At 31.0% G+C, this 24,070-nt stretch carries 26 protein-coding genes and 2 pseudogenes; 10 read left to right on the top strand and 18 right to left on the bottom strand.

What is annotated here, in order from left to right; all coding sequences use genetic code 11:
• Positions 1 to 296: 296 nt before the first annotated feature.
• Entirely contained in the window at positions 297 to 1,037 is a 741-nt protein-coding gene (locus V5E38_RS07110) for an AzlC family ABC transporter permease (protein WP_097977846.1), read from the top strand.
• On the top strand, positions 1,034 to 1,339 hold the full coding sequence (locus tag V5E38_RS07105; RefSeq protein WP_097977847.1) for an AzlD domain-containing protein: 306 nt from the start codon (positions 1,034 to 1,036) through the stop codon (positions 1,337 to 1,339). Before V5E38_RS07110 ends, V5E38_RS07105 begins: the two co-directional genes overlap by 4 nt.
• An 85-nt stretch (positions 1,340 to 1,424) precedes the next feature.
• On the opposite strand, the gene V5E38_RS07100 is transcribed toward V5E38_RS07105, so the two are convergent.
• From V5E38_RS07100 to V5E38_RS07090, 3 genes are all read right to left on the bottom strand, one after another.
• Positions 1,425 to 3,314: a S53 family peptidase gene (locus V5E38_RS07100; RefSeq protein ID WP_499212705.1), complete on the bottom strand. Its 1,890-nt coding sequence runs from the start codon at positions 3,312 to 3,314 to the stop codon at positions 1,425 to 1,427.
• Between the two features lie 705 nt (positions 3,315 to 4,019).
• Entirely contained in the window at positions 4,020 to 5,804 is a 1,785-nt protein-coding gene (locus V5E38_RS07095) for an ABC transporter ATP-binding protein (protein ID WP_499212704.1), read from the bottom strand.
• Position 5,805: 1 nt separating this feature from the next.
• Positions 5,806 to 7,557, bottom strand: a complete 1,752-nt coding sequence (locus V5E38_RS07090; RefSeq protein ID WP_499212703.1) for an ABC transporter domain-containing protein — start codon at positions 7,555 to 7,557, stop codon at positions 5,806 to 5,808.
• Between the two features lie 506 nt (positions 7,558 to 8,063).
• On the opposite strand from V5E38_RS07090, the gene V5E38_RS07085 reads away from it, so the two are divergent.
• Entirely contained in the window at positions 8,064 to 8,681 is a 618-nt protein-coding gene (locus tag V5E38_RS07085; protein ID WP_499212702.1) for a type II toxin-antitoxin system SpoIISA family toxin, read from the top strand.
• Positions 8,682 to 8,753: 72 nt separating this feature from the next.
• Positions 8,754 to 8,948 (top strand): hypothetical protein, encoded by a 195-nt coding sequence (locus V5E38_RS07080; protein ID WP_499212701.1) that lies wholly within the window; start codon positions 8,754 to 8,756, stop codon positions 8,946 to 8,948.
• A gap of 918 nt (positions 8,949 to 9,866) precedes the next feature.
• Here the strand turns inward: V5E38_RS07080 and V5E38_RS07075 are convergent.
• From V5E38_RS07075 to V5E38_RS07055, 5 genes are all read right to left on the bottom strand, one after another.
• Positions 9,867 to 10,079 carry a YneF family protein gene (locus tag V5E38_RS07075; RefSeq protein WP_056476721.1) on the bottom strand — a complete coding sequence of 71 codons (213 nt, stop codon included), beginning with the start codon at positions 10,077 to 10,079 and terminating at the stop codon, positions 9,867 to 9,869.
• An 85-nt stretch (positions 10,080 to 10,164) separates the two neighbouring features.
• Complete coding sequence (gene sirA / locus V5E38_RS07070; RefSeq protein ID WP_056476717.1) at positions 10,165 to 10,602, bottom strand: sporulation inhibitor of replication protein SirA; 438 nt, start codon at positions 10,600 to 10,602, stop codon at positions 10,165 to 10,167.
• A gap of 183 nt (positions 10,603 to 10,785) precedes the next feature.
• On the bottom strand, positions 10,786 to 12,789 hold the full coding sequence (gene tkt / locus V5E38_RS07065) for a transketolase family protein (RefSeq protein ID WP_499212700.1): 2,004 nt from the start codon (positions 12,787 to 12,789) through the stop codon (positions 10,786 to 10,788).
• 186 nt (positions 12,790 to 12,975) lie between these two features.
• Positions 12,976 to 13,215, bottom strand: coding sequence for a DUF896 domain-containing protein (locus tag V5E38_RS07060; RefSeq protein ID WP_097977898.1), 240 nt, complete (start codon positions 13,213 to 13,215; stop codon positions 12,976 to 12,978).
• Between the two features lie 225 nt (positions 13,216 to 13,440).
• Positions 13,441 to 14,097: a recombinase family protein gene (locus tag V5E38_RS07055; protein ID WP_499212699.1), complete on the bottom strand. Its 657-nt coding sequence runs from the start codon at positions 14,095 to 14,097 to the stop codon at positions 13,441 to 13,443.
• Between the two features lie 140 nt (positions 14,098 to 14,237).
• Between V5E38_RS07055 and lexA the strand changes: the two genes are divergently transcribed.
• The gene (gene lexA / locus V5E38_RS07050) at positions 14,238 to 14,885 is read left to right on the top strand and encodes a LexA family protein (protein ID WP_499212698.1); all 648 of its coding nucleotides are present in this window, start codon (positions 14,238 to 14,240) and stop codon (positions 14,883 to 14,885) included.
• A 107-nt stretch (positions 14,886 to 14,992) separates the two neighbouring features.
• Positions 14,993 to 15,535: a GyrI-like domain-containing protein gene (locus V5E38_RS07045; RefSeq protein ID WP_499212697.1), complete on the top strand. Its 543-nt coding sequence runs from the start codon at positions 14,993 to 14,995 to the stop codon at positions 15,533 to 15,535.
• A gap of 165 nt (positions 15,536 to 15,700) precedes the next feature.
• On the opposite strand, the gene V5E38_RS07040 is transcribed toward V5E38_RS07045, so the two are convergent.
• From V5E38_RS07040 to V5E38_RS07025, 4 genes are all read right to left on the bottom strand, one after another.
• Complete coding sequence (locus V5E38_RS07040) at positions 15,701 to 16,141, bottom strand: hypothetical protein (protein ID WP_098232923.1); 441 nt, start codon at positions 16,139 to 16,141, stop codon at positions 15,701 to 15,703.
• A gap of 346 nt (positions 16,142 to 16,487) precedes the next feature.
• Entirely contained in the window at positions 16,488 to 16,904 is a 417-nt protein-coding gene (locus tag V5E38_RS07035; protein ID WP_499212696.1) for a GNAT family N-acetyltransferase, read from the bottom strand.
• A gap of 133 nt (positions 16,905 to 17,037) precedes the next feature.
• The gene (locus V5E38_RS07030) at positions 17,038 to 17,205 is read right to left on the bottom strand and encodes a peptidoglycan-binding domain-containing protein (RefSeq protein ID WP_499212695.1); all 168 of its coding nucleotides are present in this window, start codon (positions 17,203 to 17,205) and stop codon (positions 17,038 to 17,040) included.
• A gap of 251 nt (positions 17,206 to 17,456) precedes the next feature.
• Positions 17,457 to 17,678, bottom strand: a complete 222-nt coding sequence (locus tag V5E38_RS07025) for a hypothetical protein (protein ID WP_499212694.1) — start codon at positions 17,676 to 17,678, stop codon at positions 17,457 to 17,459.
• Between the two features lie 196 nt (positions 17,679 to 17,874).
• On the opposite strand from V5E38_RS07025, the gene V5E38_RS07020 reads away from it, so the two are divergent.
• Positions 17,875 to 18,210 carry a L,D-transpeptidase gene (locus V5E38_RS07020; protein WP_098234807.1) on the top strand — a complete coding sequence of 112 codons (336 nt, stop codon included), beginning with the start codon at positions 17,875 to 17,877 and terminating at the stop codon, positions 18,208 to 18,210.
• A gap of 407 nt (positions 18,211 to 18,617) precedes the next feature.
• On the opposite strand, the gene V5E38_RS07015 is transcribed toward V5E38_RS07020, so the two are convergent.
• Together V5E38_RS07015 and V5E38_RS07010 are read right to left on the bottom strand one after the other, a co-directional pair.
• The gene (locus V5E38_RS07015; protein WP_499213532.1) at positions 18,618 to 19,472 is read right to left on the bottom strand and encodes a sensor histidine kinase; all 855 of its coding nucleotides are present in this window, start codon (positions 19,470 to 19,472) and stop codon (positions 18,618 to 18,620) included.
• Positions 19,473 to 19,655: 183 nt separating this feature from the next.
• Positions 19,656 to 20,215, bottom strand: a pseudogene (locus V5E38_RS07010) (response regulator transcription factor); the annotation flags it as partial.
• A 174-nt stretch (positions 20,216 to 20,389) separates the two neighbouring features.
• Here V5E38_RS07010 and V5E38_RS07005 point away from each other — a divergent pair.
• A complete protein-coding gene (locus V5E38_RS07005) occupies positions 20,390 to 21,259 on the top strand; it encodes a metallophosphoesterase (protein WP_499212693.1) in 870 nt (289 codons plus the stop codon).
• A gap of 104 nt (positions 21,260 to 21,363) precedes the next feature.
• Here the strand turns inward: V5E38_RS07005 and V5E38_RS07000 are convergent, their stop codons facing one another.
• Positions 21,364 to 21,552 carry a hypothetical protein gene (locus V5E38_RS07000; RefSeq protein ID WP_499212692.1) on the bottom strand — a complete coding sequence of 63 codons (189 nt, stop codon included), beginning with the start codon at positions 21,550 to 21,552 and terminating at the stop codon, positions 21,364 to 21,366.
• A 277-nt stretch (positions 21,553 to 21,829) separates the two neighbouring features.
• On the opposite strand from V5E38_RS07000, the gene V5E38_RS06995 reads away from it, so the two are divergent.
• Complete coding sequence (locus V5E38_RS06995) at positions 21,830 to 22,321, top strand: aromatic acid exporter family protein (protein ID WP_499212691.1); 492 nt, start codon at positions 21,830 to 21,832, stop codon at positions 22,319 to 22,321.
• Between the two features lie 124 nt (positions 22,322 to 22,445).
• Here the strand turns inward: V5E38_RS06995 and V5E38_RS06990 are convergent, their stop codons facing one another.
• Positions 22,446 to 22,823: a glyoxalase superfamily protein gene (locus V5E38_RS06990; RefSeq protein ID WP_499212690.1), complete on the bottom strand. Its 378-nt coding sequence runs from the start codon at positions 22,821 to 22,823 to the stop codon at positions 22,446 to 22,448.
• A 46-nt stretch (positions 22,824 to 22,869) separates the two neighbouring features.
• Positions 22,870 to 23,388, bottom strand: a complete 519-nt coding sequence (locus V5E38_RS06985; RefSeq protein ID WP_499212689.1) for a nucleotidyltransferase domain-containing protein — start codon at positions 23,386 to 23,388, stop codon at positions 22,870 to 22,872.
• Between the two features lie 150 nt (positions 23,389 to 23,538).
• On the opposite strand from V5E38_RS06985, the pseudogene V5E38_RS06980 reads away from it, so the two are divergent.
• A pseudogene (locus V5E38_RS06980) lies at positions 23,539 to 23,712 on the top strand (helix-turn-helix domain-containing protein); the annotation flags it as partial.
• Between the two features lie 60 nt (positions 23,713 to 23,772).
• Here the strand turns inward: V5E38_RS06980 and V5E38_RS06975 are convergent.
• A complete protein-coding gene (locus V5E38_RS06975) occupies positions 23,773 to 24,057 on the bottom strand; it encodes a PspC domain-containing protein (RefSeq protein ID WP_097977912.1) in 285 nt (94 codons plus the stop codon).
• Positions 24,058 to 24,070: the final 13 nt, after the last annotated feature.

Raw genomic sequence — 24,070 nt, 5'->3', positions numbered from 1 at the left:
TCAAAAATTTTTATGGTATTCCCAAAAACTCCTCTATTTAACTACAAATGCTTTAATCTCATTAATGCTCCCAACTATTAAACAAATTAAATTTTTAGTATTATAAAAACTTTCTTAATTTTATAGTATAATCATATGACAATCTTTGATGGCCAATCGTTCTCCAAACAAATATGAATACGGAAATATATAGAGTGTCTGAAAACATTTTATATAACTGCCATCTCAACTTTAGAACACTTTATTGTTCTTTCTTACTAAAGGTTACTTTAATTGAAGGGAGTTTATAACTTAATATGTCTACTGTTTTGCAACAATCAAAAACTACAGATCCTAAAGCGAATCGTAGTAAGGAAATGAAGGAAGGATTTTTAGCGTCTGTTCCTTTAATTATTGGCTATTTGCCTGTTGCTTTTACATTCGGATTAATTGCAAAGCAAGCTGACATTGATGTGCTAAATACTCTTTCATTTAGTGTGCTAGTTTATGCAGGTGCTAGTCAGTTTATGGGTTTATCGATGTATTTGGCTGGTGTGAGTTTTTTTCAAATCTATATCGCTACATTTATTTTAAATTTTAGAAACTTTGTTATGAGTCTATCATTTAATCATCAATTTAAAACTCTACCATTTTGGCATAGAGTCTACTTATCGATCACATTAACTGATGAAAATTTTGCTGTAACTACTTTAGGTAAAAAAGGCAGCTCAGCGAGTTATTCGTCCATTTATCTGATTACATTACATACAATTGCTTATTGTACTTGGATAAGCGGTACTATTTTAGGAGTAGTTTTTTCAAAACTTATTCCAAAGATAATTAGCGAAAGCATGGGAATATCTTTATACGCTATGTTTATCGGGTTGTTAACCCCAGCCATACGTACAAATTGGAGAGCATGTTTAATCGTATTCGTGAGCATGCTTTTAAATTTCATCCTTTCATCTTTTTTAAGTCAAGGCTGGTCATTAATTTTGTCTTCCATCCTTGCTAGTTTACTTGCAATTGGTTTAATGAAAGGAGATCACAAAGAATGATTGTCTTTTTACTCGTTTTAGGTATGTGCTTAGTGACAATGATTCCCCGAATAATTCCTGTATTTATTGTTGATCGGATTCAATTTCCAAATTGGGTATCCTCCTGGTTAAAAGGTGTTCCATATGCAGCATTGGGTGCATTAATTTTCCCTGGAATATTAAGTGTTCAAAAGGGAAATATGAGCGTCGGCCTGATTGGTGGATTAGTTGCTATTATCTTATCATTACTTAGATTACATATCATTTTCGTTGTTTTTGGAGCAATCGGAACAGTTCTATTGATGAAGCTTTATTTTATTTAGTTATTTTTCTATATTCATAGGTTAGTTTCAACAATCAAATAACTAAAAAAAGTCGCAATAATATGCGACTTTTTCTTATTGAAATTTATTTTTCTGGAGTACTGAAATTATCGGCTAATTTTGCAACATCAGGTATTCCAAGTCCTGTAGCTTGGTTATAAAGCGTACCTGGTGTACCAGAATAGAATAGATTATCGTTTTCAGCACCTGATTTGTTTAATGGCGTGAAAGGCGATGAGCTTTGTTGTGCAAAGCGATAAATTTGAGGATTCCAGAAACCAACTTGAGTGTTATCTGCGCTATTAATTAACGCCGATAATCCATTCAGTTGAGGTGATACGAAACTAGTTCCACCAAATACAGCATACCCGGAATTTGTTCCTGGTTTACCTGGTTCACTTAAATACACATAATATCCAGTGTATGGATCTGCAGCCATTGATAAATCTGGAAGGTTACGGCCTGTACCTTGTCCTGAAATAACAGTAGGATGTTTGTATGTGACATTTGATAAATCTGGTGAAATAGTAAACTCATCGACTGCAGTAAAACTGTTAACCCCACTTACACCTTTTTGATAATCTGGAGTTTCAAAATAAGTACTGAAACCACCACCACCACCATTAACTAAGTTAGCATCTGGTAGTTTTCTAGCTTTGTAATAATCATGTAGATAATCCCAACCCCAAGCACGTTCTTCACCAACTTTGACATCGACACCTGTTGTATTAGAGTGGAATTGGAAAGGGAATGTTGTTCCACCTGCTACTGTGATGTACGGACTTGCTGCTGGGAAATCAGCTGTAAGTTTAAATACTTTATCTGAACCTCTAGTTTCATCATAAGCACCTGCATCACCAGCTGCTGCAAACATCGATATACCTTGTGCTGCTGCTTGCATAAACAATTGATTAAATGTGTCTTCATACTCTGGTGCTTCCATTTGTTGCTGTACGTATGAATCAATACTTAGTTCACTTGATCCCCAACTTACTGAAATTTGTTTTGCTACATTCTCATTAATTGCATTCGAAAACGCATCCACAAATCCAGTATCTGAGTTAGGACCTACATACACATTTATATTTGCATTAGGAGCAATTGCACCTGCTTGTTGAATATCTAATGTAGTTTCTTCATAACCATCCCAACCAGAACCGCCATCTACATCTTTTACTGAAATACGATTAGGCTTAGTTTTAATCCCCATATTATCCCAGAATTTATATGCATCATCAGTATTAAATTCCGCTAGAGTTACTATACCTATTGTTTGACCAGCACCAGTTGCTCCCTTTTTATAAAGCGGATTAACATTGTAATGACTTTGTAAATCTTGTGGAGTTAAACTAAGTGGACCAGTTGGTACATCCTTCTTATCAATTATTGTTGGTTGTTTAACCGCTCTAGATTCTAAATTTGAATAATTATTTAAACCTAAAATACATAAAATATTATCTGAAATTACTTTTGGTAAAGTTGGGTTCTTTTTAGTAGCATGAATGCTTTTACCTTTAAAACTAGCATATTTTAAATCGACACTTAAGGCTTTATTTAATTGAGCAACAGTTCCTGTTGCTGTAATCGTTAAATTATTTGGATGAACATCAGTTTTAATACCATAAGATTGCAGATAAGACGTAACAGAATGGATATAAGCTGGATTTGGTGCATATTTAGCTTTGAATTCATCAACACTTAAATATTTTCGATAATGAGGAGAGTATGGTGTAACAGTTTCCTTTATATATCTTTCTAAATCATTTTTGTTTTGAAGTTTCAAAACAAAATCGATTGATAATGTAGTATTCGGATCCATGTCTCCAAAATAATTTGTTCCACCTAGCACAGCAGCCCCAGTACCTTGAGCTACTTCCTTATTTACTTGTGCGGCTACTTTAAATGTTGGTGCATTAACTAATAATAAAGAACTTGCCGCTGCTACAGTCATTAATGGTTTTTTCCAGTTTTTCAAAGCATATTCCTCCTTGTTGAGTACGTAAAACTCCTAAATTAAAAGACTAATATTGCAGAATAATAAATTTAATACCCCTTCATTTTCATATTAAATTTCAAAAATACTAAATTTATTCTCTGATATCGATTATAATTCTCGAAACATTCTAAAAAAAGAAATATTATTCGATATAAAACGATAAAAACCCCCAATTTCCGAACAATTACAACAAATCCCGTAAAATATTTAGTAATATTTTCCTTTTTCAAATAATATATAAAGAACCTTAATTAGAAAAAATTAATTAAGTTTTTACTTACAATTATTCTATTTAACAAAAGTTTAATTATTATAAAATAATAAACAATTAGTATATTAAGCGAATTTCAGTAAAAATCGGTACTTTAATACTAAAATATCTTATTTCGCCCTACCTTCCTAATCTTCGAGACATACTATATTTGAACTATTATTAGAATTTCCCCCTATTCGTTTTTGTTACCATTCTACTATTTTTAAATAAACTAGTTTTATTATCAAATTAATAACTTATATAATGTAGAATTTACTAGTATAATTTAACACTTAAAACTATTAACTTCAGATTCGTTTAATTTACCCTCCACTTTATAAATATATTAATAATGAATTAATTTTTACTAATATCCTTCTGGATATAGTTCTATATAAAAAAAGCAGCTAGAAAATCTAGCTGCTTTTTCATTACTCCGCCAATAATAAAGACCCTTTATTTTGTAATAAATACATATTATAGTACAATCCTTGTTTTGCAAGAAGCTGTTGATGGTTGCCTTCTTCTACGATTTTTCCTTTGTGCAGTACATAGATGCAATCAACATCTTGAATTGTTGATAAACGATGAGCAATGATAACAGTAGTTCTACCTTTTCTCATCTCTGTTAAAGCTACTTGAATTGCTTCTTCTGTTTCACTATCAATATTTGCAGTTGCTTCATCTAATATAAGAATAGTAGGTTTAGCTGCAATCGTTCTTGCAAACGTGATTAATTGGCGCTGTCCACTTGATAAAGTTGAACCTCTTTCAACAACTGCCTCATCATACCCGTTTGGTAATTTTTCAATAAATTCATTCGCTCTAACTAATTCGGATGCTTCTTTAATTTCTCTATCAGTTATATTGTTATTATACATTGAGATATTTCCTTTTATATCACCAACAAATAAGTATGGATCTTGTAAAACTAATCCGATATTAGAACGTAATTCACTTTCTTCAAATGTTGATAGTTTTTGATCATCAATCAGAATTTCCCCGTCTTTCACATCGTAAAAACGTAATAATAGATTCATAATTGTTGACTTACCACTTCCTGTATGACCAACGAAGGCAACTGATTGACCAGGTTTAACTGAGAATGAAATATCATGAATGACATTGTGTACTCCGTCATATGCGAATGATACATTTTTAAAATCAATACTTCCTTCTTTTACTTTTGGTAAGTCAGTTCCAACTTTAGAAGGAGCTTTTTGCTCTTCATCCATTAAGTCAAATACTCTAGATGATGATACGACAGCTTGCTGTAATAAAGATAATTTCATCATCATTTGCGTAATCGGTTCAAAAAATCTTTCTAAATAACTTACAAATGCATAAACTGTACCAATCTCAACTGGATTACTAAAAGAAGAAATGCCAAAGAAGCTAAGAACAAACATTATACCAATTGTATAAATTAAATCTGTTGCCGGTCTTAAAAACAGAGAATCTAATCGTATTGTTTTTACACCTGCATTATAGTGAGACTTATTTACACCCTCAAATTCATTTTGTAATCTTTTTTGTTGGTTAAATGCTTGTATGATTGACATACCTTGTAAGTGCTCGTTTAATTTAGCATTTAAATTACTTAACTGTCCTCTTGTTTCCATAAAAAATGGAAAACTCTTTTTACGATAGGTTAATATAATAAAATAAACAATTACAACTAACCCTACACAAATCGTTGCTAATTTAGCGTCTAATGAGTACATCGCAATAATGATTCCAACTAAAAAGACAATTTGCTGGATAAACGTTGCCAGTACACTAACGTAAAAATCTTTTATAGCTTCTGTATCATTCGTAATTCTTGATACGATACTTCCGATCGGCGTTTTATCAAAAAATGAAAAAGCTAATGAATGTACATGCTCATAAACTTTCATTCTTATATCTTGAACAACTTTAAAAGCAATTTGTTGAAACAATAAAAGCTGTAAATATGATAAAACAATTTTGCCGATTGTTATTGCAACATAAATAGAAAATAACATTACAATCGTATCTTTTGGAAAATACCTTTTCATTAAATGATCATCTAGAAATCTTTTTACTAAAATTGGACCATACATTTCACATGCTGTTGCAAGGAATAAGAAAATAAATGCAAAAGTCAGTAAAACTTTATATTTTTTTAGAAATGAAAGAAGTCGTATTAAATCTTTTTTCTGCCTTTTAGCATCGATTTCAATCTCTTGATTCATATTATCTCCCTCCTTGCTCTACTAGTTCTTCTAGTTGTTGTCTTTCAAACATTTCTTTGTACCAACCATCAATTTGAACTAAATCTTCATGTTTACCTCGTTGTATAATTCTTCCTTCATCTAAAACGATGATTAAATCACTATGCATGACAGCACTCATACGATGAGAAGTAATAAATGTTGTTTTCCCACTTCTCTCATCCTTTAACGAGTGTAATATTTTTTCCTCTGTTTTTGCATCCACTGCGGATAAACAGTCGTCTAATATTAAAATATTAGGATTTTTAATTAAAGATCTAGCGATTGAAATTCTTTGTTTCTGTCCACCAGATAATGATACTCCTCTTTCTCCTACAATCGTGTCGTAGCCTAATGGGAATTCTAAAATATCCGCATGAATATTAGCAATCTCGGCAGCTTTATGTACTGTTTCGATTGAAGAATCAATTTGGCTAAACGCAATATTTTCCTTAACTGATGATGAAAATAAGAAATGTTCTTGCGGCACATAACCGATATGTGATCTAAGAGATAATAAAGTTGTACCTTTAATATCTAAATCGCCAACTGAAATACTCCCGTTAACTACTTCATATTCTCTCAATAAAAGTTTTAAAAGAGTTGTTTTTCCTTGACCAGTTTTACCAACTATTCCAATTGTTTGACCTTCTTGAACATTAAAATAAATATCCTTTAATTCAAAATTTGATTCTTTATTAAACTTAAATGAATCAATTGAATAAGTAATTTCACCCATCGGAATTTTTTCTAATGCATTTTTCTTATTTTTAATTTCAGGTTCAACACTTAATAAAGAACGGATTCGATCATAAGAAGCGCGACCTCTTTCGACAATATTGAATAACCATCCAATAGCAAGCATTGGCCAAATTAATATACCTAAATAAGTAACAAATGTAATTAATTGGCCTACAGTTATATCATCTGCGATAACTAATCTAGAACCATAAACAACCGCAATAATATAGCAAATCGAAACAACTAACATGATTGTTGGATCAAAAAGTGCATCAATTCTAGCAACTCTCATGTTGTATTTAACAACTAAATCTGCTTGATTTTTAAAAGCGGTTACATCTTCTTTTGTTTGCCCTAAACTTCTGATAACCTTTAAACCACTCATACTTTCTTGAACTTTATTATTTAATTCTGAAAATGATTCTTGCGCTAAATGAAAACGTTGATGTAATAATTTACCATAGTATTGAGTCAAAATGGCCATAACAGGTAATGGCAATAGACTAATAATCGTTAACTTCCAGCTTATTGAAACTGCCATCATTATTAGTACCGATCCACCTAAAATAATAGAATCTACAAAAGTTAAGATCCCAGCCCCAGCTGTCTCGCGTACTGCTTGAACATCGTTTGTTGCGTGAGCCATTAAATCTCCTATTCTATTTTTTTGATAAAACGATGGAGACATTTTTGAAAAATGATTGTATAAATCATCTCTAAGCTGTCTGGCTAACTTTAAAGAAGAACCAAATATTAATCTCCTCCACCAATATCGAAATGCATAAAGAAGTAACCCATTAATAAAAATTAAACTTACCCAAAAAAGTAAGTTTTTACTATTAAGTGAGTTTTTCACCATTTCATCAATTACATAACCAATAACCTTCGGAGGTAGTAGCTCTAAAATTGCAACGATTACTAAAAGAGATATTCCCCATACATAGCTTCTTTTTTCTTGTTTAAAAAACCAAAACAAATCTTTAAAAACTGACATTCCTTCACCCCGCAATACTATCAAACTTAATTTTACAATATTTAGAAAACTCAAAACACAGTGTTCATTATAACATAAAAATTAAATAGTTTTTTAATAATCTGCTTATTTAGAATGGTTGTTAATTTTCGGTAATGCTAAGAAAAGATGTGCTATATTGACAAAAAATAGAAATAAGTTGACATAATAACCATACCTCCATATGGTAAAATTTAGTTATGTAGGTGGATTATGGAAGATACTCGAGATAAATCTAAAAATCTATTAACTATGATTTTAAGTAAGAGAATTTTGACCCCAGTCATTTTAATATTGCTACTATTTCTTTTAAATATAGTGTTTGGAGATTATATAATTATTTTTTTCCAACAAAATAAATGGTTTATTCTTACCGTATTTTTAGCCATCATATTATACACAAGTTGGGCATTTAAAAAGTTTTTTAATGATCAAAAACAAAATCTAAGGAGGACATGGTATTTTTTTTCATTGTAGGAGCTGTTTTATTGCATAATCAAAGAGGTTTCAAAGTAAATGAGTGGCAACATTTCACATTGTTAGCAGGAATGTTCATCTTTGAAGATTTAGCTTTATTTCTTACACCTACCATTAAGAAAATTGGCGGCACTGAAATAGAGCAAATCAATGAAGTGGAAAGCGTCAATGATGTAATGAAAAAAATTATCGTTCAAACTCAAAATAGAAGTCTACAATTCACAGAAATACTTGATATGATGAAAATATCCTCATTTGAGACACAAGAATGGAATGAGATTGAAAGCTATCGGAAAAGTTTGGAAGACTTTTTATTTACTTATGGTGAAATTTGCAGACATAGTATTACTGTTTTGAAGAAAGACAAAGACATTAACTTTAAACAAGAAATAGGTGCTGTTCTGGGAATTAACATTACTGAAGAACAACTCACCTCACTTAATGAAAAAACGGTTATTCAAATTAACGAGCAGATTGCTCTCATTCCATATCTAGAAAAAAAATTTCCGGTAGTAATTTCTATAGACTCGCAAAAAGAGCCTATATTAGATATACACCTTGATCACGTAATTAATTTGTCACTGATACATAGTTGGTTAAAAAAATCTCATCAAAGTGATTCAGTGTAGCAGAGAATAATATAGATTATAAAATATAAGTTTGATAGAATTATGAAATTAGCTTGAAGAGGAGTGGGAAAAATGCTAAATAAAACAGGATCAACAAATACAAATTTAGTGAGTGTAAGTGGTCAAGGTAGAGTTAAGTCTCCCTTCTTACAAGAAAAGGCCTCTCGAACAACCCCACGTACATCTCCATCTTTATTCACTAGAGAAATATTTAAAAGAAGTGACGAAGCCTTAAATCGCTTAAAAGCTAGTCGAATCAACGAATAGATATAAAATGTTTTAAACTTTCATAGATTGCCCATACAAATAATATATTTGAACAAAGCTATGTATGGGAGATGATGTAATGAGTGATAAAAAACAGAAAAGCCCCTTTTTAACGAACAAACCCTCAGGTACTTTACCAAAACGTTCTAAATAAAATAGCTTATTACTGAACTTGAATAGAAAAATAAAGGATGAAATTGATAAATTTTAAAAAAACAATTAAAGGTTGTTCTCTCTATGGTACTAAATAGTTCGTATGCATTAAAGGCTCCGATAATTAATCGGAGCCTTTAATTATGTTAATTTATCACAAAAAAAACACTTCCAATTGTTTCAATATCCAATAGAAAGTGGTTTCATTTTTACTTATTATTGTATAAACCAAAGTTTTTTTAACGTTTTTTATGAAGGATTTTAACTTTAGTGTTCTTTCACTGGAACAGATAATCTACCCTGAATGTGCCTCCAACCTATTTCCAAACCTCAATCATCGCATCGGCGTTCGCTTTTAAATTATTATATTCTTTTGCTGATACCCTTTTTGAAGAATTGTAATGAATTGGATTGTTGCATTAAAAATTTTAAGATAATCAAAATCTTCTAAATTCAAAATGAAGAAAAAGATAAAAAACACCAACTTTTCACGAAAGTCGATGTTTTAAATTTTTTATTTTCTTCTCTAATATAGGACAAACTTCTTTTAGTGAACATAAAAATTTCCCTCTAAAAAATAAAAACCACTTTTCCTATTGGTTAATTCCAACAGTATAAGTGGTTTCAGATTAGTAAAATGAATCATGATTTAAATAATTACAAATTCTTGATAAAGGATTCACTATAAAGAGCTGTTTCCTGAAAGAATATGTTCAATATTTATTTCAAAACAAGCTATAAAGCCTTATATTTTAAAAGGATTTATTATTTTGTTTGGTTGTTCATAGCCTTCATCATTTGATTAATTTTCTTTTGTGAAGGTTTTTGTCCCATTTGAGCCATCATTACTTTTAACATTTGTTCATTAATTGGTGGATTTTTCTTTAGGTAGTTCATTGTATATTGACGAGCTATGAAAAATCCAATCGCTACACCTGCAATTAATGCTAAGATGCCGACTAGAAAGTATACCCACATTTTATTGCTTCCTCCTTAAAATCATCTAGAAACAATTTTACTAAAACTAACCAGTTTATACAAGAGCAAACTGCAATTTAATCGTTTAAATATACTTTTGATAGGCGATAGGTCTTAGCCAGCCAAATCGCTGATCCTTCACATCAATTGCAATGAATGTTGAACGAAATTTTCTTAATAGCTCAAAGAATATTGTTTCTGCCTCTAATGATCCTTCTGCATATAAAATTAGTTCGTGAGGATAAAGTTTTAGCTGAGCTTTTGCACCATCAACAAGTTCGAGAAGATACTCTCCAGTTTCCTCATAAAAGTAGATCTGTTGAGAATCAAATTTGCGAATAAATGTATGTAGCTCGAATAATGGTATTGGTTCTGTTATATATTCTAATTGTTTTTCGATTATTTTCCTTAGTTCAATAGATGAGTAATAATACTCATATACTAGTTGATATATTTTATGCTCTTTCCCATAAAATTCTATAGACAGTGGTTCTCGAATTAAAAAAATTTTATATTCCCTCATATCTTGTCCACTCCCAACAACTATCTGTAAGGAAGATTATATAAAATTCCATTCAAAATATTTGTCATTTTTAAGGAGTGAAAATCAACTAGTTTTGTCGAAAAATCTTTAATAAAGTATTATATTGAAAAAAGGTTTAGGAAATAGGAAAAGAATTTAAAATTCTTTTCCTATCTTTACCTTTTACTGTAATACTTTTTTTGCTGCTGATACGACATGATCAACAGTAAATCCGAATTTCTCCATTAATAAGTTACCCGGAGCAGATGCACCAAATGTATCGATTGAGATAACTTCTCCATCGAAACCTACATATTTATGCCAGCCGAATGAAGAACCCATTTCTACTGCTACTCGTTTCGTAACTTCTCTTGGTAATACTGATTGTTTATACTCATCAGATTGCTTTTCAAATAAGTCCATTGAAGGCATTGAAACAACCGATGCAGAAATTCCTTCTGCCGCTAGTTTTTCTTGTGCTCCAACTGCTAATTGTACTTCACTACCTGCTGCAATTAATAAAACATCAATTTTATCTTGTTTCGCAGGAGAAATAACGTAAGCACCTTTAGAAACTTTATTATGAATATCAGTAGTAGTCCCCTCTAAAGTTGGTAAATCTTGACGAGACAATACCAACATTGTAGGTGCGTCTTTAGCTTCTACTGCCACTTTCCATGCTGCAGAGCTTTCATTTCCATCAGCTGGACGAATTACATTCAGATTAGGCATTGATCTGAATGCTGCTAATTGCTCAACTGGTTCATGAGTAGGTCCGTCTTCACCAACTGCGATACTATCATGTGTAAACACATAAGTTACTGGTAAATTCATTAAAGCTGCTAAGCGAATTGCTGGTTTTAAGTAATCAGAGAAAACAAAGAATGTCGCGCCAAACGCATGAACGCCACCATGTAGAGCCATACCATTTAAAGCTGCACCCATTGCAAATTCACGTACACCGAACCAAATATTACGTCCATCATAGCTTTCTCTTGTAAAGTCACCTTTACTATTCATATACGTTTTGTTAGATCCAGCTAAGTCAGCAGATCCACCAAAGAAACTAGGTAATACGTTTGCAATAGCGTTTATTGCTTCACCCGAAGATGAACGAGTCGCAATTTTTTTACCAACTTCATATTTAGGTAATGCTGTTTCTAAATCTACAGTAATATTACCTTCAATCGCATTCTTTAATTGAGCTGCTAATTCAGGATATTTTTCTTCGTATTTTGTAAAAGTAGCAACCCATTCTGCTTCTTTCTTTGCACCAGCTTCAACGATTACTTTATTAAAATGAGCATACACTTCTTCTGGAACGTGGAATGCATTTTCATAATCCCAAGCATACGCTTGTTTCGTTAAAATCGTTTCTTCTTTTCCTAATGGCTCACCATGAGATTTTGATTTACCAGATTTATTCGGAGAACCATAACCGATTGTTGTTTTCACTTCGATTAAAGTTGGTTTTGATAATTCTTCTTGAGCTTTTTGAATCGCTGCAGTAATTTCATCTAAGTTATTACCATCTTCTACTCGGATCACTTGCCATCCATAAGCTTTAAAGCGGTCTTCTACACTTTCAGAAAATGAACGATTTAATTCTCCGTCTAATGAAATATCATTTGAATCATAAAGAACTACTAAGCGCCCTAATTGTAAATGTCCCGCTAATGAAGCTGCCTCTGCAGAAACACCTTCCATTAAATCTCCATCACCACAAATTGAGTATGTAAAGTGGTCTACTACATTTAAATCTTCTTTATTATATGTACCAGCTAAATGACGCTCTGCTAGAGCCATCCCAACAGCCATCGCAATACCTTGTCCTAGTGGACCTGTTGTAGCTTCAACACCGTGTGTATGTCCAAATTCAGGATGTCCTGGAGTTTTGCTTCCCCATTGACGGAAGTTTTTAATATCTTCAATTGACACTTCGTAGCCTGATAAATGTAACATGCTATATAGTAACATTGAACCATGGCCTGCTGATAACACAAATCGGTCTCTGTTAAACCATTTTGAATTTTTTGGGTTATGATTCATAAATTTTGCAAACAATGCATATGCCATCGGTGCAGCACCCATTGGCATTCCTGGGTGACCAGAATTAGATTTTTCGATTGCATCAATTGATAATGTACGAATCGTATTAATTGCTAATTGTTCAATATTATTAGACATAAATTTCGCTCCTTTAGCTTATTCATAGATATTATCATATAATTTACCATGATTTATTACAATAACTAACACTAAGTTTTGACATTTTTAACAAATTCTTTCCAAGAAATAGAAAAAAGCAGAATATTCTTCTGCTTTTTCTGTTATTTTTAACAAAATATGAAATTTTATATTATAAAAATTTTTTTAATGTAAGTTTTTTTTACGCTTTGCTTTTTCATATTTTAACTTTGCTGGTGTAATATCATTCCCTTTTTCATCAACAATTTTAATTGAAGTTAATTCATCGACCATACGGGAACGGAAGTCTGCTAAATATTCTTTTCTTAATTGATCTTGTTCAACTTTCTCTTCAGGACTTAACCCTACTTCTTTTGACTTTTTTGATAATTCATTTATTCTATCTAAAGATTTTTTAGTAACCATTCGTAACCTCTCCTTTATTTGTATCTATCTATTCATTGTTAGTTCCATCACTTTGATAATCAGACGAATAATTATATGTTCTTTCTTTGCGAAAAAATCTGACGTCGAGCTGTTTTACCATTGGTGTAAAGAGCATCGCGCTTTGCAGGTGTGCAACGAAGAAAGACAATCGTTAGTCAGAGTCTGATATTCTATTCAATGTATCTCATCTTACAATAAATTGCATTAGCTTTCAATATTGGAGATTTCTTTCATATGTTCATTATACCTTCTATTGACAGTTGCCTTTGAAACGTTATATCCAAATCCTTTTAAGGTTGCAGCTATTTCTTCAAATGTTAGATCGTTTTGACGTAATCTTACAATTTCAGAAATAGGTAATTCCAACTTATCTCTACCACCGGCGTTTAAACTACCTTCTAAGTTTTTTTGAGGCTTATACCCGTTTTCAACTGCCTTTTTCATACCTCTTTTTATTTTCATATTATGAATTTTCCGTTGATATTCCTCTACAATACTTAAAATTTCTAAAACCATTTCATCGCTTTCACTTAATTGAAATTGTCCATTTTGAGAAGATGTAAATAATCTTATTCCTTCCCTTTTTAAAAAATGTAATAAAGCAATTCTTGCATGACCTCTTCCTAATCTTGTTTCATCTTGAATTAACAAAGCATCAACTTGATGCTCTTTTATAATTTGGAATAGCTGGAATAGCCCTTCTCTTTCTACTTCATATCCACTCGCCTGTTCGCCTATTGTTTCTAGAATACACATTCCCATCCGCTTACCTAATTCGGTTAGTTCACTTATTTGTCTATGTAATGATGTTTCTTGCGAATCCTTTGCTGTACTTACTCTCGCGTAAATTATTGCATTCATTAACTGTTCCCTCCATACGAACACGAAAACTACTTTAATAAAAAATAGAACTAACGTTTGTATATCATATCCTATCATGATATAATGAAAAAAATAAAGAGGAACGTATTATCTACTTTATAGGCAAGGGGGAAATTCAAATGAACAAACTATCGAAAAGGCAAGCAGAAATTTTAGCTTATATTAAAGACGAAGTAAAAATTAAAGGTTATCCACCTTCAGTTCGAGAGATTGCTGAGGCTGTTGGTTTAGCTTCAAGCTCTACAGTACATGGTCATTTAGAGAGACTAGAACAAAAAGGCTATATTCGAAGAGACCCTACGAAACCGCGTGCAATCGAGATTCTTGGCGAAACAGCAACGGCTGTAAATGAAGTACAAGCATCATACAGTGAAGTTTATAACGATATTATTAATATTCCAGTAATCGGTAAAGTAACTGCAGGTATTCCAATTACTGCGGTCGAAAACGTAGAAGAATATTTCCCTTTACCGACATCTGTCGCTCCATCTAACGAACAAGTTTTTATGCTTCGAGTAGAAGGAGATAGTATGATTAATGCTGGTATTTTGAATGACGATCTTGTAATCGTTAAAAAACAATTTACTGCTGAAAATGGCGAGATTGTTGTTGCCATGACCGAAGATAGTGAAGCTACTGTAAAGCGCTTTTATAAAGAAACCGACCATTTTAGACTTCAACCTGAAAATGATGCCCTGTTTCCTATTTTATTAAAACAAGTATCAATTTTAGGGAAAGTAATAGGAGTTTATCGTACATATCATTAAAACCTTTTAAGAGCAATGACATCTTTATGTGATTGCTTTTTGTTTTTTAACAAGCATAGTCATAACGCAATAAACCAAACTAACTTATTATTTAGGGAGTTTTTCTAGTGAGTAAACTTGAGTGGAGAAAAAGTTCACAAGAAATTTATTTACCAAAAAGTAAGCCTAGTAAAATTAATATACCAACCTTTAAATATATAACGATTGAAGGCAAAGGCAATCCAAATAATGAATTTTTTAAAGAAAATGTCGAAGCGCTTTATTCTTTAGCATATGCCATTAAAATGTTACCCAAAAAAGGCATTGTTCCAGAAGGATACTTTGATTACACAGTCTTCCCTCTTGAAGGTGTTTGGGATTTAGATGAAGAAGGTCGAAAACTAGACTACTTAAATAAAGAACATCTTCTATATAAATTAATGATAAGACAACCCGACTTTGTTACAGAAGATTTAACATACATCATTTTAGATCAACTTAAACAAAAAAAGAAAAATCCACTGCTAGCAAACGTAAAACTCGAATCGATTACTGAAGGCTTATGTGTTCAAACCATGCACACCGGAAGCTATGATGACGAGCCAAGAACTTTTAAACTAATGGAAGAATTCTGTATGGAGAATAATCTAAAGAGTTCAAAAAACACATAAAGAGATTTAAATTTCTGATGCAAGAAAAACTCAACCTGAAAAATTGAAAACTGTTTTAAGATTTCAAGTGCAAGAACTATAACAAATTAAAAGAGCTTGGAAATCCCAAGCTCTAGTCTTACTATTATTTAACTGGAACAAATCACTTACAAATAAATTACTTTATTATTCACTATAACTCTCAAAATTCTTTTCTAAATCATCTCTAAACGCAATTGCCAAATAATTATCAATTATATTTCTAGTAATAGGTGATTGAAATACTTGACTTTTATATGCGCCACCATCATATTCAATTATATCAATCTTATTTTCAACCTGTTCATTTTGCACTTCATCAAAATATTTAATACTAACTACTACCCCAGCATCATCAATCGTAATTAATAACTCTCTTTGATTTAATAAGACCTCAATAACACCATCTTTATCAATCATAATATCAAACTCACCATTCGAAACTTCAATTTCCTTTTTTAAAGACTCCTTTAAATCAACAAAATATGATTCGAATTTCTCACACATCTTACTGTATGCCATATTTTCTGTAACAGTTTCTTTATATATTGCTTTTGTTTTTAAGATGAATTCCCTTTTAAAATCCATATTTCCACTCCTTGTAGTGATATAATTGGAGCATTTATATATTATTACTATTCATCAAGTACTGAAAAATAGAATAACAGGAAGAATGTATTTAAAATTTTTTTATACTAATTAGCCTAAAGTAACAAATCAATCATTCCATCAGGACTTTTTACACAATTTTTTTCGTAATTATTGAGAATATTAGTAAACTTTTTCGATAGGATTATTTCGAACTAAGTTTGAGAAACTGTAGAGAGTAAATTTATATAGAATTGAAGATGGGTATTTGGAAGTGGCTAATGATAATAGGGGTAATAAAAATATTTTTATTCCTCTTCAAAAAATAAATGACCAAAAATATCGTTTAATCTATTAATTTAACATAAATAATTTCAGGATCTCCTTCATCCAAATTATCGATAAATCCACTTTCAATATATCCTAGAGATTGAAATACGTTTTGCATTTGGATATTTGATTTGTTGGTAGAGGAAAATAATTTCTTTTCTGATAAAACTTCAACATATTTCATGAGATTTTTTGCTATACCAAGCCTCCTCGTTTTTGGTGAAACAATTATTAAATCAATAAATAAATGGCCAAAGAAAAATTTATGATAAATCATAAAACCTACTATCCTCATATTCATTTCACAAACAATACAGCGATTTTCTTCAATTGATCTTTTAATTTGATCTTCCCTAATTCGGCTTTCAATAATTTGAGAATCTAGAATTACGATTGATTCACAATCATTCATTTCCGCATTTCTAATTTCCACTTTAATTCTCCTTTTCTTAAATAGTTATTGTTAATTTTTCTATAAAATTCTTTCAAATCCTCTTATATAGTAGGTTAAAATTAAATAACCTGTATAAAAAATCATACAGGTCATTTTTAAATATTTAATTTCCTTATAGATTTGTTGGATTGAAAAGTTTGCCCCATGTTTTTACTCCAACAATTCCATCAACTACTAAATCATTTTTTCTTTGAAACTCTTTAACCGCTTTTTCGGTTAAAGTCCCGAAAATCCCATCCACTTTGACGCTTATTATTACTTGAATTTTCTTTACTTGCACTCCCCTTGATCCTTTTTTTAAGATTCCCTTATAAGGATGTAATTCAATTTCAATAATCCTTTTATATAATCCATTTTTAATATTTGCATTATTAACCGAATTTAGTACATCTGCATAATTTTGAGCTACTGCCCATCCTGCAGCAGCAATCGCATTTAATTGCTCATTAGCAGTTTTGTATGTTCTAACTTTACTGTACCTCGGATTATTTAAAATAAAATCAACATAGCCCTGAACTGGTTCATTATATTTTATATAATACCCTCCTTCATTTTTAGGTCTAGCTGTTCCTCTGCTACTAAGAGGTAAGCCTGGATACCATGTTGCCCTGCGATATTGTTATTTTTCTTAAAATTTTTAGACGTAAAATGTGCTGTTTCTACTTGCCATTGAGTATAAATTACTTCGGGTAACCAGCCAATTTTCTTTGAAACTTCTTGGGCATATTGAAAATATTTTATTGTATTAGACACTATAGACTAATCCACTCCTTAAAGTGCTTGTCCTATAGATTATTCAATTGCTCCAATCTTGGTACTAAGGAAATAGTAGAAAAGTAATGGAAACTTACTATTTTTTCTATCTAAATTTCATATTTCTATTACTACTCTTGTATTTAACAACTATTAAACTTTCTTCATAATATGGTTAAAAACTGGAGCTGATAAAATGACTAATTGGATCTACATTTCTACATCAAACCGCCAACTAAAACTTTTCGATGGCAACAATCTCCTTAAAACTTACCCAATCGGTGTTGGAAAAATGCTTACACCTACTCCTACAGGAACCTATACAATTATAAATAAAGATCCAAATCCTGGTGGACCTTTTGGTGTACTATGGATGGGACTATCTGCTCCACATTACGGAATTCATGGAACTGATAATCCATCAACTATTGGTCACTTTGTTTCACATGGTTGTATTCGAATGTATAATAAGGATGTTCTTGAGTTATCCTCAATGGTTCCAATTGGTACAGGTGTTGTTATTCATCAATAAATCTAAAACCCACGAGATGGATTTTCATAGATTAATAGGTACTACTATATAAATAAATTAACATTGTTAATGCTGCCGTATGGCTTGAATATTAGAACTAAGAAGTAAATTTAAAAACCCTTACTTTATTATAAGGGTTTTCAGAGTGTAGAAATATAAAATGGCCAATTGGGAAAATGTACTTTAAGTGAACTTTTTTTTTATGAATTAGTTGATTGGAATGGAGGGATGCTCCACTCCTATGGGATAAGCGGGAAGGCTAAGGACCCCACAGGCTTGCCGAGGAGGCGAAATCTCGCCCCATGGAAAGCGAGCATTCTGTAATGGAAATCAACATCACACTACTCCTTTACGAAAATTTGATGATTAATTGATAAGGTTGTTTTCAACAACGTAAAACCCTTACTTTACTGTAAGGGTTTTGGAAAATGAATTGAAAATTCAATGATTCCATCTATTAATTTCACATCATGTTTTAACTGATGACGTGTTAAAATCGATTTCACAATTGCTAGACCTAAGCCTGTACCTGTAAAATGTTTATTTCGGGAAGCCTCCATAACATAAAAAGGTTCCCAGATTTGCTTAATTTGAGTAGAATTTTTAAGATTTGTTTCATTATTAATCATGAATACAATTTCCTCATTCACCTCGTAAATCTTAATATTTATTCCCGGATTTTTTGTATATTTAATTGCATTACTAATTAAATTATTAAATACTTTCTCAATTTGGTCACGATCTACTTCAATATTTAATTGATTCGTACTAATATATTCTTTTGTTAAAATGATATTATTTTGATTCAATTCGATTTCAAAGTTCTCCAAACTAGTTTCAAAAAGCTGAATTAAGTCAAATTTTTCTATATGTAATATTTCACCTTCAATTCTTGATAACTCTAATAATTTATCGATTAATCGGTTTGTTTGATCAGTTTGTTTAATAATCGTATCAACATAAGTTCCATCATCTATTCCATCTTTTATGCCTGCAGAATAAGCTTTGATTAAAGCCAATGGAGTTTTAAGTTCATGAGATATATCTGAAATGAATGTTTTTAAATTTGCATTCCGTTGATTTAAATCATCATGGGCAATCCTCAATTTGTCACTCATTTCGTTTATACTTTTAGCAAGTTCTTCGATTTCATCATTTGTTGAAATTTTTGCCTTTTTAAAATCTAATTGAGCGATTTCTTTAGAAATATCTTTTAATTCTTTTAATGGATTTGTTATTTTTTTTGACCAAATCCAAACCATTAAAATCAGCATTAAAATCAAGAAAACCATAATATAAATGGTGAACTTATTAACGATATGAACAGCATCACTTAAATATACAATAGAAACACCGACTACAATGAATACATTATCCTTTTGAATAAAATCGACTAAAAAACTAGATTTCAACTTACCTTGATCATAGATTTTACTTATTCTTTTACCACTTTCCCTATGTGTTTGAATAAGGTCTTCTCCTATTTTTTCTCTTAATCTTCTTATATGGGTATCCACCGTTCGATCATCCCCATCGTAATCAATACCCCATACATTCACTAATAAATCCTCACGTGATAAAATATTTCCGCGATTACGTACAAAACAGCTTAATAAATCAATTTCCTTTTTCGTTAAATTTAAATTTTCCCCGTTTTTAAATGCTATTTTAGCTTTAAAGTCTACTTTTATATTACCAATTACAATATGATGCTCTTCTTTTAGTAATTTTTTAGCTCTAGTAATTAAGATACCCGGATGCCATCGTTCGATTAAGTGGCGATGAAACTGTTCAAATAGCGAATAAATTATTTAAAGAAAAAGATTTAAATATAGTAGATTCACACACATCCAATCTAAAATAGCTAAATCAATTTTTTCGCTATAAAAGATTTCGATAGCTGTTCTCCGTCTTCCGCTAAGAAAACGTTGTATCCTTCCTTTTTGAAATATGCCTCTAAGATTTTTAACATATCTTTTTCATCATCAGCGATTAAAATATTGATATTTAATTCCTCCGTTCATTAGGTTATTTTGTCACGTACATGTAACAAAAGGAGCTTAAACTGTTTTCTAGGGGGAGTGATAATATGAGGATTATTGAAATTTTAGTCAGTACTCTATTTATTTTATTTACAATCTTAATTGTATCAATTCATTCATAAAGGCAGGTTATAGATATGAAATATACCATATTTCGAAAGGTAGTTAGAAGATTAATAGTTTTTACGTTTATATTATTAATTTTCCCTATTAGTTTATATAGTTATTCAAAAAGTATTGAACCAAAAATGTTAGATGTAAATCAAATAAAAATCTCATCAACTTCCGTTTCAAAACAGATGGAAGGAATGAAAATTGTTCAATTTAGTGATAGTCATCTAGGTGCTCATTATACATTAAAGCAATTAAATAATGTTGTCGATCAAATTAATAAACAAAATCCTGATTTAATTGTGTTTACTGGTGATTTAATTGATAATAGCGCTTTATCCAATAAATTAGATCAAATCCCTGCTGTGCTTCAACGATTAAAAGCAAAGTATGGTAAATATGCTATATACGGAAATCATGACGTTGGTGGTGCAGGGAAGAAAATCTCATCATCGGTTTTTATAAAATCTGGTTTTACCGTTTTAGAAAATGAACAGAAAGAAATCGTCTTAAAAGATCATAGTAAACTAAATATTATTGGTTTGGATGACTATCTTTTAGGAAGACCAAATCCGGCTGAAGCATTTAAAAATATACAAAAAAACACCTTTAATCTCTTACTAGTCCATGAACCTGATGTGGCAGAACGACTTAAAGAGTATCCCATAGACTTACAACTCTCTGGCCATAGTCATGGTGGACAAGTTAAACTACCATTTCACGAAGCAATTTATACTCCGCCATTAGCAACTATTTATACTGAAGGGTTATATAAAATAATCCATCATATAAAACCTATGGACTTATATGTTAATAGGGGTATAGGAACAACAAGGCTTCCGTTTCGATTTTTTAGTGTACCAGAAATTTCTGTTTTTACTTTAACGAATAAATGACAAAACCCGCAAGGAAATATGAATTCCTTGCGGGTAAAAATAATCCTTTATAACCAATTCACAAAATTATCGTAAAGTATAAGAATCATGTTGCAATAAAGCTGTTATGACATTGGGCTAAAATCCTTCCAGATTGTTACTGATAATAGTTCATGGGTAATGTCTTTACTGAACCATGTTTCATTCCATTCAAGCTGACTTCGTTCAAACCTCGTTCGTTCTTCATATTCTTCTTTACTTCTATATTTAATAATTAAATTGATGTAATAATATTGCTCATCTTCTCTTTGCATAAAATTCATTCCAATATTTGAGGGCTCTGAATGAAATTTTGGATGTGCTGACTTTCATAATCTTGATTTAAAATCCTCTAAGAACTTCTTTTCAAACTTATATTCAAATAAAACTGTTATCATTCCTTCAACCCATTTCTATTTTTTGTTGTTGTCTATTAGCTAAACACTATTATAAGTTTTCAATTTCTTATTTATTCTTATAGACATCTTATACATATTAGATTTAATTTGAGAGGATAATATAAAAAAATAGAATTTTCTAAAAGAGGTGCTTATGGTAGAAACAAAATCACTGAACTCATCTAAAAATATAACTAGTCTGATCTGGAAATTATCGATTGGTTCTACATTAGCATGGGAAATCTCGAAATTTTTTGGTTCCTCACATCCCTACTTAGGTCCAGTTTCTCTTATCCTTACTGTTCAATCGACAATGGACAAAACAATTAATTTATCAATCAAAAGAGTAATTGGAACAATAATTGGAATTGGTATTACTGTAATAATTGCGAGTTATCTGAAAGTCAATGGATGGAACTTAGGACTTTTAATTTTAATTGGTACATATATTGCTAAATATTTAAAATTAGACAAAAAAGTTCTTCACCAGGTCGCTCTCACAATTCTATTTGTCTTTGCTTTTGAACACCAATCAAAGGATTATGCGATGGATCGAATGAGGGATACACTAGTAGGTGTTTTGACCGCTGGATTAATACAGTTCGTTTGGTCTAAATTCATTTCAGGAAAAAAAATTCTGAAATAGTACATATACTAAGCTGATTAGTTCATTTTTAGTTTTTAAGAGGATTAATTTAAAATGATACCTAATTCAATCTTCTTTAATCTTTAGGTTATTCATTATGATACTATACAATAAAACTTCAGTCTTACATGTTCTCATAAAAGACAATTCTATTACCAAATGGATCTCCAACCCGGACCTCTCGTGTTTTCCAAGGAGTTTCTTCGATACCAGGGCGAGCATATTTATATTTCTTTTTCAGCAACTTTGTATGAAGTAACTCTAAATTTTCTACCTCAATTCTAATAGCTGCACCTGGACTACAGTCACCATGGTGCTCAGAAAGATGAATTACACAATCGCTATAAGAAATTTGCATATATAAAGGAAAATCATCTTCAAATCGGTGCTCCCAATCAATCTCAAATTCTAAAAATGTTATGTAAAATTCTTTTGCCTTATCTTCATCAAACATACGTAGTATAGGTGTGGGACTTTTCATAGAAATTTTCGATGTGCTCATTTCTTTTCTCTCCTTTTCTTTTAAAACTACTACCTATTAAGTTCAATTAGCTTAATTGATCAATAATTCCTTGAATTACTTTCATACTCTCAATGTCCTTTGGACGAAGCTTGCGTCCTGTACCTTTTTCATATACCTTTTTTTCATCAAGTAACTGATTTGGGTTTAGTACATTCATTGATATACCTTTTAAATGATATTTTTGAATAGGCAAAGCATCTTTTCTCCATTCCCAGTCTGGAAAACCATTTGCTTTGATTTTACCTTCATCTGTTATTCTAACAAATACAAAACTCACATCGACCTCATCTTTTATGAAATCTGTTTGAAGCATACTGACCGGGATTTTCTTAAAACCAACATTAACCATTGCCCGTTCTAACTCATCCCTATATTGAATGAAAGTGACTAAATCAATATCCGAGTGTTCGCGGGTCACTTTACCAAGAAGAAAATCAATTGCCCACCCTCCTCGTAACCAGAGTTGAAATGTAAGTTTTAAACAAATTGTGTTAATTTCATTGAGGATTTTTAACTGTTTCTCTACTAAATTGTTATTGTCCAAATTAACCACACCCTTTTTACATCTATTTATTTGTTTCTATCTTGTAAGTATTGTCACCTTCTTCTGACTTAAAATTTACAAATCCCTAATTAAAAAAGCTTCTTCAAAATGAAGAAGTCTTTACTTAATGTCCAATATTTACGTTTATAAAAGGGAATATATGAAGCCAAACAAAAAGGAGTTACTTCAGGACGTCCTAAAAAACCTGATGAAAATGTAAAACGAGCGATCATTAAGTATGAAAGTAAAAAATATACACTTGAAGATATTAAAAGGGAGACTGGGATTAGTAAATCTACTCTATATCGTTATTTAGAAAATTAAAAATGACCTTTTAATTAAGGTCATTTTAGTTTTTGGTCATCCTTATTTGTTTGAGTTAGTTCATAAAAATCCTAAATTTGATAAAATGACTATTACGATTACAGTAAATACAAAAGCAAGTATCACAGTTTTAAACCTACTCTTTTTTCTTACATTTTCAACATAATAAAAATCATCATTTCCCATCAGCGCTCCCAAAACTAGATAGACTAGAAGTGATACTGGCAAAAATAAGAATACCAATCTTACAAGAATTGATGGGATTAATAAAGCTTCTGCAATTCCTCCACATACACCTAAAAATACATAATCTGTATTCGATTTATATAACCTATTTCTATTCATTTTATCTTCCTCT

The sequence above is a fragment of the Rossellomorea sp. GAMAL-10_SWC genome, assembly GCF_049568075.1.
Lineage (GTDB): Bacteria > Bacillota > Bacilli > Bacillales > Bacillaceae_G > Gottfriedia.
The sequence above is the reverse complement of the archived record's forward strand: the minus strand, read 5'-3'. Positions and strand labels throughout refer to the sequence as shown.

Coding starts and splice junctions, on each gene's coding strand:
- tkt (WP_499212700.1), bottom strand. CDS start 12,789: ATGTCTAATAATATTGAACAATTAGCAATTAATACGATTCGTACATTA.
- V5E38_RS07000 (WP_499212692.1), bottom strand. CDS start 21,552: ATGCAAAGAGAAGATGAGCAATATTATTACATCAATTTAATTATTAAA.
- V5E38_RS07015 (WP_499213532.1), bottom strand. CDS start 19,472: ATGGTTTGGATTTGGTCAAAAAAAATAACAAATCCATTAAAAGAATTA.
- V5E38_RS07040 (WP_098232923.1), bottom strand. CDS start 16,141: ATGGATTTTAAAAGGGAATTCATCTTAAAAACAAAAGCAATATATAAA.
- V5E38_RS06975 (WP_097977912.1), bottom strand. CDS start 24,057: ATGAATAGAAATAGGTTATATAAATCGAATACAGATTATGTATTTTTA.
- V5E38_RS07110 (WP_097977846.1), top strand. CDS start 297: ATGTCTACTGTTTTGCAACAATCAAAAACTACAGATCCTAAAGCGAAT.
- V5E38_RS07055 (WP_499212699.1), bottom strand. CDS start 14,097: ATGAATGCAATAATTTACGCGAGAGTAAGTACAGCAAAGGATTCGCAA.
- V5E38_RS07095 (WP_499212704.1), bottom strand. CDS start 5,804: ATGAATCAAGAGATTGAAATCGATGCTAAAAGGCAGAAAAAAGATTTA.
- V5E38_RS07005 (WP_499212693.1), top strand. CDS start 20,390: ATGAAATATACCATATTTCGAAAGGTAGTTAGAAGATTAATAGTTTTT.
- V5E38_RS07020 (WP_098234807.1), top strand. CDS start 17,875: ATGACTAATTGGATCTACATTTCTACATCAAACCGCCAACTAAAACTT.
- V5E38_RS07075 (WP_056476721.1), bottom strand. CDS start 10,079: ATGTGGGTATACTTTCTAGTCGGCATCTTAGCATTAATTGCAGGTGTA.
- V5E38_RS07080 (WP_499212701.1), top strand. CDS start 8,754: ATGCTAAATAAAACAGGATCAACAAATACAAATTTAGTGAGTGTAAGT.
- V5E38_RS07060 (WP_097977898.1), bottom strand. CDS start 13,215: ATGGTTACTAAAAAATCTTTAGATAGAATAAATGAATTATCAAAAAAG.
- V5E38_RS07105 (WP_097977847.1), top strand. CDS start 1,034: ATGATTGTCTTTTTACTCGTTTTAGGTATGTGCTTAGTGACAATGATT.
- V5E38_RS07090 (WP_499212703.1), bottom strand. CDS start 7,557: ATGTCAGTTTTTAAAGATTTGTTTTGGTTTTTTAAACAAGAAAAAAGA.
- lexA (WP_499212698.1), top strand. CDS start 14,238: ATGAACAAACTATCGAAAAGGCAAGCAGAAATTTTAGCTTATATTAAA.
- V5E38_RS06995 (WP_499212691.1), top strand. CDS start 21,830: ATGGTAGAAACAAAATCACTGAACTCATCTAAAAATATAACTAGTCTG.
- V5E38_RS06990 (WP_499212690.1), bottom strand. CDS start 22,823: ATGAGCACATCGAAAATTTCTATGAAAAGTCCCACACCTATACTACGT.
- sirA (WP_056476717.1), bottom strand. CDS start 10,602: ATGAGGGAATATAAAATTTTTTTAATTCGAGAACCACTGTCTATAGAA.